Genomic DNA, 13,792 nt, shown 5'->3' with positions numbered 1-13,792 from the left:
CCTCACTTCGTGCTTTCGATGCGCGAACCGGTTGCAAAGAAGTCATGCAGGTCGTTCGCGAACTCGTCGAAGCGGGCGTAGACCACGCGGTTCGAGCGGTTGAAGAAGTTGTACGCGAACAGCGCCGGGATGGCCGCGAACAGACCGAAGGCGGTCATGATCAGCGCCTCACCCACCGGACCGGCCACCGCGTTCATCGAGGCGTTGCCGGTGGCGGCGATGCCGATCAGGGCGTGGTAGATGCCCCACACGGTACCGAGCAGACCGACGAACGGCGCGGCCGAGCCCACCGTGGCGAGCAGGGTCATGCCGCCTTCCAGACGCATGCTCTCGCGAGCCACGGCCTGGCGCAGGGCGCGGTCGATGAACTCCGAGCGGCTCAGCGATTCCGCCAGGCGACCGGCGGTGCCGGTAGTGCTCTGCTGGTGGTGCGCCATCGCCGAAGCGGCTTCCAGCGCGATCTTGGAGAACGGCTCGCTCTTGGGCTGCGCTTCCAGCTCACGGATGGCGTCCTGGGTCGAGCCATTGCCCCAGAAACCGTCGATGACCTTGTCCGCCCGTGCCTTCACGGTGGCATTGCGAATGCCGTTGGCGATGATGAAGTACCAGGACAGGAACGACATCGCGACCAGGGTCACGAAGACCACCCAGCCGAGCCAGTCGAAGTTCTGCATCAGGTTCTCGAAGCCCATCTGTTTCATGGCTTCGGCGTTGGTGTTGCCGGTTGCAGCAGGAGTCTGAAGGAACATAACGCTACCCTAGAAAAGTCAAGCGTGAACTGTGACCGTAATCGATTGTCGCCCGATTACGGCGGGTTGAAGTGGTTATCTCTAGCCACTGAGATTGAAGTTGATGGGGACACGAGCATAGCCCTCCACTTTCTTGCCGGCCTTCACCTCTGGATTGAACTTCCAGTGGCGCATGACCCAGTCCTTGGCCGCCCGATCCAGCTCGCGATAGCCGCTGGATTTTTCCACCTCGACGGACTTTGGCGATCCGTCCAGGCCAACCAGGATCAGCAAGGTCACCGTACCCTCGTGGCGCTGACGGGCAGCCATCGGCGGATACGGCGGACTCGGACGGGTGCCGTAGCTCAGGTCCGAACCGGCCGCGATATCCGGTGGCGGCGCCGGCGGCGCGGGTGGCGCCGGTGGCGGCGCCTGCACGGCATTGGCGGAAACCTCGGTCACCGGCGGCGGTGGGGTCGGCGGCGGCGGGGTCGGCGGCGGATTGACCTGCTGGATGATCTTCGGCGGCGGCTGCTTCGGCGGCTCCGGCGGCGGCGGCGGCGGTGGCGGCGGCGGCGGCGGCGGCTCGATGAAGCTGACCTGGACGATCTTTTCCTTTTCCTTGTGGTTCTGATTGGGCGGCGCCATCGGCGCCACGATCAGCAGGAAGGCAAATGCGTGCAGCCCGATGGCCACTGCCAATGCCCAGGTCCGCTTCCAACTAAAACGCCCGGTTTCTTCGTTACTAGAGGCCATCTGTCACTATCTGGAAGCTGATCAATCGGGGGATCGCATCGCCGCAGTGACCTGTCGGGAGCCGTCTGGTTGGACCTGACGGAACCCGCCACGGGTTTGCTGAAACAATGCGCAGTGAAAGGTTTTCAACGTTACAACACGCCATGGCTTTTGTATAGCGCTGGCGGGGCGTGAAATGGACGTCCACCTTCGCCAGCGCCATACCGGATGGCTACTTGCCTGCAGCTCCCAGTTTCTTGAGCAATTCGTTGGCCCGGTCAGCGCTTTCCGGTTCCTGCGCGGCCTTCTTCAATGCGGCGACGCGCGCAGCCTTGTTGTTCAGGCCCCGCTCGCACTCGGCCAGCACCAGGTAGGCGTTGCCCATGTGCTTCACGCCCTTGCTGATGGCCTGGCTGACCATCGTCTTGGCCTTGGCGTAATGGTTGCCGGTCAATTCGATGTTGGCGATCTGCAGCGCGGGCTCGCCGTCGTTGGCCAGCGGCAGAGCCTTCTGGAACGCCTGCGTGGCCGCCGGGATGTCGCCGGCCACGTAGTCGGCCTTGCCCAGCAGCACGTAGTTCTCCGCACTGGGCCGCATGATCTGCTTGCTCATGCCTTCCTTGATGACGGCGATCGCCTTGTCCGCCATCGGCTTGGGTTCGTCGCTGGACAGCGCCTGGTTGTAGTACAGCGAAGCCAGCAGCACGTAGTCCGCTTCGTTGCCGAGCAGGCCCTTGGCACGGGCATCTTCCATGACCTTGATCGCCTCGGGGTATTTCCCCGCCTGCTGGAGCGCCTGGATGGCGGCCTCGACGACCTTCGGGTCATCCGGATGCGCGGCGAGGTTGTCCTGCGCCATCTGCACCAGCTGGTCGTTCTGCCCGCTGGCGGCATAGCTTGCCATCAGGATCTGGTCCCACTGCGGCTCGGGCTTGTCGGTCAGCGATTTGGCCTTCTTTACGGCCGCGATGGCTTCCGGGTACTTCTCCAGACGATACAGGTCGTTGCTTTCGACGGCATACGATTCGGCAGTTTCCTTCTTGCCCTCGGCACGCCACTTCTTGAGGGTGTCCAGCGAGGCCTGGTACTGCCCGTCTGCTTGCTGCGCGACAGCCATCATGTACTGCATGGCGAAGTAGTCGTCGTTTGGCAGCACGCCGTTGTCCAGGGCGCGTTGCAGCAGGCCGATCGCGGCCTTGAAGTCCTGCGCGTTGTACTTGAGCACGGCCAGCCCGCGCAGCGCCATGGCTTGGGCGTACTTGCTCTTGCTGTCGTCGAGCAGCTTCTGCAGGGTCGCCTCGGCGGTGGCGGCATCGCCCTTGTTGAGGGCATCGAAACCTTCCTGCAGCTGCTTCTGGTCCTGCGTCTTGGTGAGGTCGAGCTTCGGCGCGGTGCGCGTACTGTCGGGGTACTCGCTCGTCTGCTTGGACTTGTCGTCGTGCTGCTTCCGGGCCCATGCCGGGCTGGCGAGCAGACCAAGCAGCAAGGCCGCGGTGGCCAGCAGAGTGAAGCTTCGAAGCTGTTTCATGGGGTTCCTCATCGCAAGGCCGGTACGTGTCGACGCAAACAGGCGGGTCTTGCAGCGTAACCCTATCCGGGCCCGGATAACAAGTTGCGCTGCGGCATAAAAGATCTTTTCAGATCAACAGGTTAGACACAAACAAAGTGTCGCCGAAGGCCGCGCCCCCAGCCTTGCTCAGCGGCGGTCGGCGATCACCGGCTGCCGGCGCCTGCCACGTCACGGCAGGCGCCGGTGGTGCCTCGTCAGATATCCAGGTTGGCAACCTTGAGCGCGTTGGCCTCGATGAAATCACGCCGCGGCTCGACCGCCTCGCCCATCAACATGGAGAACATCTGGTCGGCGACGATCGCATCCTCGATGCCGACCTGCAGCATGCGGCGGGTTTCCGGGTTGACCGTGGTATCCCACAGCTGCTCCGGGTTCATTTCGCCCAGGCCCTTGAAGCGCTGGATGCTGCGCCCCTTCTTGGCCTCCTCCAGCAACCAGTTGCGGGCGTCGACGAAGCGGAGGATGCCGCGCGAAGCATTGCCCCGGCGCACCACTGCATCGGGCTGGACCAGGCCGGCGATCTGCTGGCTGATCGCCAGGATCGGACGGAACTCGGCGCTGCCGAAAAACGGCTGCGGCAGGAACCAGGTGTGGCTGAGCCCATGCTGCTCGCGGATCACCTCGATGGCCGCCGGCTGCGCCGCGCCGGCGGCGTCGGCGTGTGCCGGTCGCAGGCGCAACGTGTAATGCGGCTTGCCCAGCCCGCTCGCGCTGAGCTTGAGCGTCACGGCGTCCAGCCAACCCTGCATGGCCTCGGCATCGGCCCACAGCGCCGGCACCAGCGGCGGATGCTCCAGCATCGCGGTGAGCACCGCGGGGTCGAAACGATGTGCCAGTCGGGCGATCTGGTCCAGCGCGCTCTGGTAGCCGCGCAGCAGCTTTTCCAGCGCCTCGCCGGTGATGGGCGGCGCCTCGGGGCTGTACTCCAGCGCAGCGTTGTCCACCGCGCTGGAGATCAGGTAGTCGTTCAGCGCAGTGTCGTCCTTGATGTACAGCTCCTGCTTGCCCTGCTTCACCTTGTACAGCGGCGGCAGGCCGATGTAGATGTGGCCGCGCTCGATCAGCTCGGGCATCTGGCGGTAGAAGAAGGTCAGCAGCAGGGTGCGGATGTGCGAGCCGTCGACGTCGGCATCGGTCATCAGGATGATGCGGTGATAGCGCAGCTTGTCGGGGTTGTACTCGTCCTTGCCGATGCCGGTACCGAGCGCGGTGATCAGGGTGCCTACCTCGGCCGAGGCGAGCATGCGGTCGAAGCGCGCCTTCTCGACGTTGAGGATCTTGCCTTTGAGCGGCAGCACCGCCTGGGTCCTGCGATTGCGGCCCTGCTTGGCCGAACCGCCGGCGGAGTCTCCCTCGACCAGGAACAGTTCGCACAGCGCCGGATCCTTCTCCTGGCAGTCGGCCAGCTTGCCGGGCAGGCCGGCGATGTCCAGCGCGCCCTTGCGCCGGGTCATCTCGCGCGCCTTGCGGGCGGCTTCGCGGGCACGGGCGGCGTCGACCACCTTGGAGGCGATCGCCTTGGCTTCGTTCGGGTGCTCCAGCAGGAATTCGCCGAGCTTCTCGTTGACGACCTGCTCCACCACCGTCTTGACCTCGGAGGAGACCAGCTTGTCCTTGGTCTGCGAGGAGAACTTCGGGTCGGGCACCTTGACCGACAGTACCGCGATCATGCCCTCGCGCATGTCGTCGCCGGACAGGGCGACCTTGGCGTTCTTGGCCAGGCCTTCCTTCTCGATGTAGTTCTGCAGCGAGCGGGTCAGCGCGGCGCGGAAGCCGGTGAGGTGGGTGCCGCCGTCGCGCTGCGGGATGTTGTTGGTGAAGCAGAACATCGTCTCGTTGTACGAGTCGGTCCACTGCATCGCCACCTCCACCACGATGCCGTCCTGCTCCGCGGTCAGGCTGATCACGTTCGGGTGCAGCGGGGTCTTCATCTGGGACAGGTGCTGCACGAAGGAGCGGATGCCGCCCTCGTACGCAAACGTGTCCGAGCGCCCTTCCCCGCGCTCGTCTTTCAGCTCGATGGTGACGCCGGAGTTGAGGAAGGCCAGCTCGCGCAGGCGCTTGGCGAGGATCTCGTAGTGGAAGTCGATGTTGCTGGTGAAGGTGGCCGGGCTGGGCAGAAAACGAACGGCAGTGCCGCGCTTGTCCGACGGGCCGACCTCCTTCAGCGGGAACAGCGGCTCGCCGAGCGAGTATTCCTGCAGGTATTCATGGCCGTCGCGGTGGATGGTCAGCCACAGGTGATCGCTGAGCGCGTTCACCACAGAAACGCCCACGCCGTGCAGGCCGCCGGAGACCTTGTAGGAGTTGGCGTCGAACTTGCCGCCGGCATGCAGCACCGTCATCACCACCTCGGCGGTGGAGCGGTGCTCCTCCGGGTGCATGTCGACCGGGATGCCACGACCGTTGTCGGCGACGCTGACCGAACCATCCTCGTGGATCATGACCACGACCCTGTCGCAGTAGCCGGCCAGGGCTTCGTCGATCGAGTTGTCGACGACCTCGAACACCATGTGGTGCAGGCCGGTGCCGTCATCGGTATCGCCGATGTACATGCCGGGGCGCTTGCGCACCGCCTCGAGGCCCTTGAGTACCTTGATGTTGCTCGAATCGTAGTGGGATTCGTTGAGGGGTTCGTTCATGCGGAGGTCGTTTCCTGGCGCCAGCGACCCGGCCCGACGCGGCGCCGTGATCGGCCGGGCAAGGGTTATGCAACCTGCGAAAGGTGCAACCCTTCGATTATAGCAGGCGCGCTATCTGGCCTTGTTCCACGTGGAACACGCGTGCGGAGGTCGCCTGCAATGCCGGCGGCAATTCGGTGCCGGTCAGCAGCACCTGGGCGTGGACGTCCTGCAGTTCGGCCACCACAGCCGCCTGGTGCGACTGGTCCAGCTCGGAGGCAAGGTCGTCCAGGCACACCACCGGCCAGTCGCCATGTTCCTGTGCATACAGGGTAGCTTGCGCCAATACGCAGGCCAGCGCAGCGAGCTTCTCCTGGCCGCGCGACAGGTGCTCGCGCAGCGGGGCCCGTTCGAAAGAAAGCGTCCAATCGGCGCGGTGTGGACCCAGGCTGGTGTGCCCCCGCGCCTGATCCCGGCCGCGCTGCGTCGCCAATTGATCGGCAAGCGGCAGCTCGTCCGACCAGCCACGGCGGTAGCGCAGTTCCATCGCGCCCAACTCCGGCAGCAAGGCCGCCATGCTGACTTCGAGGCAAGGTCGCAAGCGGTCCAGGTAAGCGCGGCGCTGCAGGTCGACGCGTTCTGCGGCCTGCGAAAGCTCCCGTTCCCACGGTTCGCACAGGTCATCCGACGGCGTCACTCCCGCGCGCAGCAAGCTGTTGCGCTGTTTCAGCGCGCGCTGGCAGCGACGCCACAGCGCCAGGAAATCCTGTTCCACGTGGAACACGCCCCAATCGAGATAGCGCCGACGCTCCTCGGCTGGGCCGGCGATCAGCGCATGTGAGCCAGGCTCGAAGCAGACCACCGCGCAGGCCTGCACCAGCTCGCCGATCGACGCGGCCTCGCCGTTGATACGCGCCTCCCAGCGCGCGCCCGAGCGCCCCAGCCCCAAGCGTTCGATATCAGACTCATCGCGGTGGCGCACCTCGGCAAACAAGGCCAGTTGCGCCATGCCCCGCTGCACCAGCGCCTCGCGCGCGCCGGAACGAAACGAGCGTGCGTGCGAAAGCAGAAAAGCGGCCTCCAGCACGCTGGTCTTGCCGGCACCGTTGTCGCCGATGAACACGTTGATTGCCGGGTCCAGCGCCAGGCTGACATCGGTCAGGCAGCGCAAGCCGCAGATACGCAACTGTTCCAGCCTCATGCGGACCGACACCCCAGACGACAACGCCGGGGCTCCCTGCGGAGACCCCGGCGCTGCTGGTGACGACGCCTGATCGCAACGACCACGAGAGCCGCGTCAGAGCCGCAGCGGCATGATCACATGGCGCGCCTGCTCGTTGTCGTGCTCCTGCACCAGGCAACTGGACTGCGCATCGCGCAGGCTCAAGCGCGCCTTGTCGCCGCGCAGGGCCGCGAGGGCATCGAGCAGGTAACCCACGTTGAAGCCCACCGCCAGGTCGGAGACATGGGTGTCGGCCTCGACCTCCTCCACGGCTTCTTCCTGCTCCGGGTTGTGCGCCACGATGCGCAGCTTGCCCGGTGACAGCTCCAGCCGCACGCCGCGATACTTCTCGTTCGACAGGATCGCCGCGCGCTGCAGCGCCCCGCGGAGTACCTCGCGGTCCAGCGTGGCGGTCTTGTCCGCACCCAGCGGAATCACCGCCTCGTAATCCGGGAAACGACCGTCGATCAGCTTCGACGTAAAGGTGACATTGCCCCGGCGCACGCGCAGATGGTTGCGGCCGAACTCCAGCTCCACCTCGCCGTCACCGCCTTCCAGCAGGCCGATCAGCTCGTTGACGCCCTTGCGCGGGATGATGATCTGGCGGCGGGTGCTCACCGAGCTCTGCAGCTCGGTCTGCTTCATTGCCAGGCGATGGCCGTCGGTGGCCACGCAGCGCAGGCTGTGTTCCTGCAGGTCCAGCAGCATGCCGTTGAGGTAGTAGCGCACGTCCTGGTTGGCCATGGCGAACGCCGTGCGCTCCATCAGGTCGCGCAGCACCTCCTCCGGCAGGTTGACCTTCTCGACCACCTCGATCTGATCCACCGTGGGAAACTCGCTGGCCGGCAGCGTGGTCAGGGTGAACCGGCTGCGTCCGGCGTGCAGTGCCACGCGGTCACCGTTCAACTTCAGCTCGATATGGGCGCCGTCGGGCAATGCGCGCACGATGTCGAACAGCTTTCGGGCCGGGATGGTGATCTCGCCGTCTGCGAGCTTCTCCGCCTCGGTGACCGCGATCATCTCGACTTCCAGGTCGGTACCGGTAAGCGAGACCTGACCGTCCGCCACCTTGAACAGCAAGTTGGCCAGTACCGGCAGCGTCTGGCGCCGTTCGACCACACCCACTACCTGTTGCAGCGGCTTGAGCAGAGCTTCACGTTGGATGCTGAATTGCATGGTGGGCTTCCCTTTACCTGCTGTTCTTTCTTTTGAAAAGAAGTGTAGTGGCTGTTGTTGTACTTGTGGAGAACCGGTTTTTGTCGGCTTTTGTCCGCAAAATCAACTTGTTACGATCTATTTGCCGTGTGCAGTGCGGGCCGGCCAGGCAGTGCATGACTTGTGGATAACCTGGCAGGTCCATTCATCCACCCATTATCCACAGCTTGGCCCCAACTTGCCCCGCATTCTCGCGCATTCCCGGCGCGCAGGCCCGCCCACGCGCGCGTCAACCGGTGAGCGTGCGGATCAACTGTTCCCAGTCCTGGCGCATGCGCACGTCGGTTTCGAGGAACTTGCGGATCGTCTTGCAGGCGTGCATCACCGTGGTGTGGTCACGCCCGCCGAACGCCTCGCCGATCTCGGGCAGGCTGTGCTCGGTCAGTTCCTTGGACAAGGTCATCGCGATCTGCCGCGGCCGCGCCAGCGAGCGCACGCGCCGCTTGGAGAGCAGGTCCTGCAGGCGCACGTTGAAGTATTCGGCGGTGATCTTCTGGATGTTGGCGATGGTGACCGCCTGGGCGTGCGTGGCCAGCAGGTCGCGCAGGGTCTCCTCGGCAAAATCGGTGGTGATCGGCCGCCCGTAGAAGTTGGCACGCGCCGCCAGCGTGTTGAGCGCGCCTTCCAGGTCGCGCACGTTGGAGCGGATGCGCTTGGCCAGCAGCATCGCCACGCTCTCGTCCATGGCCACGCTCTTGTCGTGTGCCTTGGACAGCAAGATTGCCGCGCGCGTCTCGAAATCCGGCGGTTCGATCGCCACGCTCAGGCCCCAGCCCAGGCGCGACTTCAGGCGCGGCTCCAGCTTGTCCACTTCCTTGGGATAACGGTCGCAGGTGAGGATGATCTGCTGCTTGGACTCGAACAACGCGTTGAAGGTGTGGAAGAATTCCTCCTGCGTGGTGTCCTTGCCCGCGAAGAACTGGATGTCGTCGATCAGCAGCGCGTCGACCGAACGGAAGCGGCGCTTGAACTCGTCCATGCTCTTGGCGCGCAAGGCCTCGATCATCGAGCCGACGAACTGCTCCGAGTTCAGGCACATCACCTTGCAACCCGGGTTGCGCTCCAGCATCAGGTTGCCGGCGGCGTGCATCAGGTGGGTCTTGCCCAGGCCGGTGCCGCCATACAGCAGCAGCGGGTTGTACGCGCGCCCCGGGTTGGTGGCCACCTGCATCGCGGCGGCCTTGCCGAGCTGGTTGGACTTGCCCTCGACGAAGGTTTCGAAGGTGTAATGCGGGTCGAGATTGTGGTGGAACGCCTGCGTCGCCGCCGCAGGGGCGGGCCGGGTGGGCGTGGCTGCCGCCGATTTGGCCGGCTCCGCCCGACGTACACTGGAACCCACCTCCAGCCGCACCGGCATGGCGCGGCCAGCCAGCTGCCCCAGTACCTGCTCGATTTGCGCCAGGTAGCGCTGGCGCACCGTGTCCAGCGTGTAGGAATTGGGGGCGAACAGCTGCAAGCCGTCGGCATCGTCACGCGCCTGCAGCGGCATCAGCCAGGTGTGCAGGTCTTCGGCGCTCAGATCGCCTTCCAGACGCTCAAGGCAGCGCCGCCACAGATCACTCATGAATTCGATCAACCACGACTTGGGGCGCTTGCGCGCAGGGTGATGGGCTAGTCTAGCAGCAGCCCCCGCGGTGCCGGACCGGCGCCGTCGCCGCGTCGCGCAAGGCGCGAGCTGGCGCGATTTGACAGCCGCGGCCCCGACCGGACATACTCTCCAACCTTTTACTCACATTCCCTTCGGAGCAACCCATGAAGCGGACCTTCCAGCCCAGCAAGCTCAAGCGCGCCCGTACCCACGGTTTTCGCGCACGCATGGCCACCGCCGACGGCCGCAAGGTGATCAACGCCCGTCGCGCCAAGGGCCGCAAGCGCCTGATCCCGTAATCGGGCGCGGCGTGATGTCCAGCGCCGGTCTGCCGCGCGAGGCGCGGCTGCGTCGGCCCGGTGAATTCGCCGCCTTGCGAAACAGCAGCGGACGCGCAGGCGGCCGCTGTTTTCATTTGCGCTATCGCGACAACGAGCTGGGCGGCGCGCGGCTGGGCCTGGCCATTTCCAAGCGGGTGTCCAAGCGCGCAGTGGAGCGCAACCGGATCAAGCGTCTGGTGCGCGAGTCGTTCCGGCGCGTGCGCCACCGCCTTCCCGCGATCGACCTGATGGTGATGGCGCGCGAACAGGCCGCCGGCGTGCCCGGGCCGGAGTTGCTGGGCGAGCTGGAAGCCCTGTGGCAAAAGCTGCCGGCCCGCGCGGCTGACCCGGCCGAACCATTGAAGCGAATCGACGGTCCCCCCACAATCGAGCGCTGACCTTTTTCCAAGCTTCCGCGGCGAGACCCTCGAGTCGTGGCGTTACCCGGATCTGCTACGCGATGAATCAAACGCGCAACTTCCTCCTGTTTGCCCTGCTGGCCGTGGCCTATTTGCTGTTCATGGCCTGGGAAAACGACCACGCACCCAAGCCGGCGCCGACCCCTGCAGCCACCGCCAGCCAGGCCGTCCCGACGTCGGCGGACGGCAGCGTTCCCGCCGCGATGGCGGTCGCGTCGAGCGCCGCGCCTTCGAGCACGGCGGCAACCGTCGCTACCCATGAGCCATCGGCACCCGCGAGCGCGCAGCTGATCACGGTCGACACCGACGTCCTGCACCTCACGATCGACACCCGCGGCGGCAGCCTGGTGCACGCCGAACTGCTGGCCTACCCGCAGCAGGCGCCGACCCACAAGAACCCCACCCCGCCGCCCGTCGTGCTGCTGGACAACAGCCCCACGCATTACTTCGTGGCGCAGAACGGCCTGGTCAGCAGCAGCGACACCGCGCCGGCCGACCAGCCCAACCATCTGGCGCTGTTCCACAGCGAGAAGACCAGCTACACCCTGGCGCCGGGCCAGGACGAACTCCAGGTCGCGCTGACCTGGCGCGACGCCGCCGGCCTGGCGGTCACCAAGACCTACACCTTCAAACGCGGCAGCTACGTGGTGGGCCTGAGCCAGCGCATCGACAACGGCGGCAACACGCCGTGGCAGGGCAACGCCTACCAGCAACTGCAGCGGATCGCGCCGCCCAAACCGTCCAGCTGGTTCAGCCATTACACCGATCCCGAGCAGCGCAGCTTCATCGGTGCGGCCTGGTACACCGGCGAGAAGTTCGAGAAGCTCGGCTTCAAGGATTTCGGCGAGAAGAAAGACGCGCTCGACAGCGAGATCAAGGGCGGCTGGGCGGCGATGCTGCGCCTGTACTTCGTCACCGCGTGGATTCCGCCGGCCAGCCAGACCAACCACTACGTCACCCAGACCATCGATCCGGACAGCGCCCACCCGCGCTACCTGATCCGCACGATGAGCCCGACGCTGAACGTGGCCGCCGGGCAGAGCCTGACCACCGAAGCGCGGTTGTACGTGGGCCCGAACCGGCAGGGCACGCTCGATGCGATCGCTCCCGGGCTCGACCTCACCATCGACTACGGCATGTTCAAGGCCATCGCCGTGCCGATGCACTGGATCCTGTCGCAGTTCCACGCGATCACCAGGAACTGGGGCGTGGCGATCATCCTGCTGGTGCTGCTGATCAAGGGCCTGACCTGGAAGCTCACCGCGATGCAGTACCGCTCCAGCGCGCGCATGCGCAAGCTGACGCCGCGGCTGCAGGCGCTGAAGGAGCGTTACGGCGACGACCGCCAGAAGATGCAGCAAGCCACCATGGAGCTGTACAAGAAGGAGAAGGTCAACCCGATGGGCGGCTGCCTGCCGGTGCTGATCACGCTGCCGGTGTTCTACGGCCTGTTCTTCGTGCTCGAGTACAGCCTGGAGCTGCGCCACGCGCCGTTCCTGTGGATTCCCGACCTCAGCGCGCCCGATCCGTGGTACATCCTGCCGATCATCTACGCCATCGTGATGCTCGGCACGCAGTGGCTGAACCCCGTCGCCGCGGGCATGGACCCGACCCAGGCGAAGATGATGAAGGTGATGCCGTTGCTGTTCACCGTGATGTTCGCCTTCTTCCCCGCCGGCCTGTGCCTGTACTACGCGGTCAACGGCCTGGTCGGGCTGGGCCAGCAGTGGTGGGTGACCCACCACATCGATCGCGAAGGCGAACCCAAGGCCAAGGCGGCCTGACCCATCGCCGAATGGACGACACACAGCCGCGACGGTTGCCCCGCCGCGGCTGTTTCGTTTCTGGTTGCTGACGTCGCGGACCCTTCGACTCCGCCGCTGCGCGGCTACGCTCAGGGAGATCGTCTTTACTCCCCAAACCGTTCGTCCTGAGCGTAGTCGCGCAGCGGCGGAGTCGAAGGACATCGCACCCCCCGTTCAAACCCGAAACCGCCCTGTAAAGTTCGTCCCATGACCACCGAGGCCACCGAGACCACCGACACCATCGCCGCCATCGCCAGCGCCCCCGGCGCGGCCGGCGTCGGCGTGTTGCGCGTCTCCGGTCCCGCCGCGCCAGCCATCGCGCAAACCCTGCTCGGCCGCGCACCGCAACCTCGCCATGCCCACTTCGCCGCGCTTCGCGATGGCGCCGGCGAACTGATCGACCGCGGATTGCTGCTCTACTTTCCCGCCCCCGCCTCCTACACCGGCGAACCTGTGCTGGAGCTGCAGGGCCATGGCAGCGCCGTGCTGCTGGACGCATTGCTGCGCCGCTGCTGCGAACTTGGCGCGCGACTGGCGCGCCCAGGCGAGTTCACCGAACGCGCATTCCTCAACGGCAAGCTCGACCTGGCCCAGGCCGAAGCCGTCGCCGACCTGATCGCTGCCCGCTCGCAGGCCGGTGCGCGGGCCGCGCTGCAATCGATGGAAGGCGTGTTCTCGCGCAAGGTCGGCGCGCTGCTGCAAGCGCTGATCGCGCTGCGCGTGCACATCGAGGCGGCGATTGATTTCCCCGAAGAGGAAATCGACTTCCTCGCCGACCCCGCCATCACCGCGCAACTCGCCAAGCTGCGCCGCGAACTGGCCGACCTGCTGCGTGAAGCGCAACGCGGCGTGCGCCTCAACGACGGACTCAAGGTGGCCATCATCGGCCGCCCCAACGCCGGCAAATCCAGCCTGCTCAACGCGCTGGCCGGCAGCGACCGTGCCATCGTCACCCCGATCGCCGGCACCACCCGCGACGTGCTGCGCGAAAGCCTGAGCCTCGACGGCATCGTGCTGGAACTGGCCGACACCGCCGGCCTGCGCGATACGGAAGACGAAGTCGAACGCGAAGGCGTGCGCCGCGCCCACGGCGAACTGCAACGCGCCGACGTTGCCCTGCTGGTCACCGCCGCCGCGCACGCCGGCGCCGACCTCGCCTTCTTCGCCGCGTTGCCGTCCCAGGTAGAGCGCATCGTGCTGGTCAACAAGATCGACCGCGACGGCCTCGCCGCGCATGACGAATGGCGCGAAAGCGTCTACTGGCTATGGGCCTCTGCCAGAACCGGCGACGGCCTCGATCTCCTGCGCGACCACCTCAAGCACGTCGCCGGCGCCGGCAGCGGCGAAGGCGCCTTCAGCGCCAGACGCCGCCACGTGCTCGCCCTCCAGTCCGTGCGTGACCATCTCGATCGCACCGCCGCCATCCTTGCCACCACCCGCGCCGGCGAACTCGCTGCCGAGGAATTGCGCCAGGCCCAGCACGCGCTGGGCGAAATCACCGGCCACTACAGCAGCGACGACCTGCTCGGCGCGATCTTCAGTTCGTTCTGCATCGGCAAATAGCCCGTC

Annotated in this window: 11 protein-coding genes; 4 read left to right on the top strand and 7 right to left on the bottom strand. The window is 65.9% G+C overall.

Annotated elements, in window-relative coordinates:
- Positions 1–2 precede the first annotated feature (2 nt).
- From ACVCL3_RS11195 to dnaA, 7 genes are all read right to left on the bottom strand, one after another.
- A complete protein-coding gene (locus ACVCL3_RS11195; RefSeq protein WP_395120759.1) occupies positions 3–749 on the bottom strand; it encodes a MotA/TolQ/ExbB proton channel family protein in 747 nt (248 codons plus the stop codon).
- 81 nt (positions 750–830) lie between these two features.
- Positions 831–1,484, bottom strand: a complete 654-nt coding sequence (locus ACVCL3_RS11190) for an energy transducer TonB (protein WP_447097697.1) — start codon at positions 1,482–1,484, stop codon at positions 831–833.
- Between the two features lie 211 nt (positions 1,485–1,695).
- Positions 1,696–2,991 carry a tetratricopeptide repeat protein gene (locus ACVCL3_RS11185; protein ID WP_447101320.1) on the bottom strand — a complete coding sequence of 432 codons (1,296 nt, stop codon included), beginning with the start codon at positions 2,989–2,991 and terminating at the stop codon, positions 1,696–1,698.
- A 236-nt stretch (positions 2,992–3,227) separates the two neighbouring features.
- Positions 3,228–5,675 (bottom strand): DNA topoisomerase (ATP-hydrolyzing) subunit B, encoded by a 2,448-nt coding sequence (gene gyrB / locus ACVCL3_RS11180; protein WP_395120762.1) that lies wholly within the window; start codon positions 5,673–5,675, stop codon positions 3,228–3,230.
- Positions 5,676–5,772: 97 nt separating this feature from the next.
- Complete coding sequence (gene recF / locus ACVCL3_RS11175) at positions 5,773–6,855, bottom strand: DNA replication/repair protein RecF (RefSeq protein ID WP_447101319.1); 1,083 nt, start codon at positions 6,853–6,855, stop codon at positions 5,773–5,775.
- A gap of 96 nt (positions 6,856–6,951) precedes the next feature.
- Positions 6,952–8,052, bottom strand: a complete 1,101-nt coding sequence (gene dnaN, locus ACVCL3_RS11170) for a DNA polymerase III subunit beta (protein WP_395120764.1) — start codon at positions 8,050–8,052, stop codon at positions 6,952–6,954.
- Positions 8,053–8,320: 268 nt separating this feature from the next.
- On the bottom strand, positions 8,321–9,655 hold the full coding sequence (gene dnaA / locus ACVCL3_RS11165) for a chromosomal replication initiator protein DnaA (RefSeq protein ID WP_395120765.1): 1,335 nt from the start codon (positions 9,653–9,655) through the stop codon (positions 8,321–8,323).
- Positions 9,656–9,843: 188 nt separating this feature from the next.
- Here dnaA and rpmH point away from each other — a divergent pair, with 188 nt between their 5' ends.
- From rpmH to mnmE, 4 genes are all read left to right on the top strand, one after another.
- Positions 9,844–9,978, top strand: coding sequence for a 50S ribosomal protein L34 (gene rpmH / locus ACVCL3_RS11160; RefSeq protein ID WP_007809828.1), 135 nt, complete (start codon positions 9,844–9,846; stop codon positions 9,976–9,978).
- A 14-nt stretch (positions 9,979–9,992) separates the two neighbouring features.
- Positions 9,993–10,397 (top strand): ribonuclease P protein component, encoded by a 405-nt coding sequence (gene rnpA / locus ACVCL3_RS11155; RefSeq protein WP_395120766.1) that lies wholly within the window; start codon positions 9,993–9,995, stop codon positions 10,395–10,397.
- Between the two features lie 62 nt (positions 10,398–10,459).
- Positions 10,460–12,202, top strand: a complete 1,743-nt coding sequence (gene yidC, locus ACVCL3_RS11150) for a membrane protein insertase YidC (RefSeq protein ID WP_447097693.1) — start codon at positions 10,460–10,462, stop codon at positions 12,200–12,202.
- Positions 12,203–12,430: 228 nt separating this feature from the next.
- Positions 12,431–13,786: a tRNA uridine-5-carboxymethylaminomethyl(34) synthesis GTPase MnmE gene (gene mnmE, locus ACVCL3_RS11145; RefSeq protein ID WP_447101318.1), complete on the top strand. Its 1,356-nt coding sequence runs from the start codon at positions 12,431–12,433 to the stop codon at positions 13,784–13,786.
- Positions 13,787–13,792: the final 6 nt, after the last annotated feature.

It is taken from the genome of Rhodanobacter sp. UC4437_H4, from assembly GCF_052978425.1.
The sequence above is the reverse complement of the archived record's forward strand: the minus strand, read 5'-3'. Positions and strand labels throughout refer to the sequence as shown.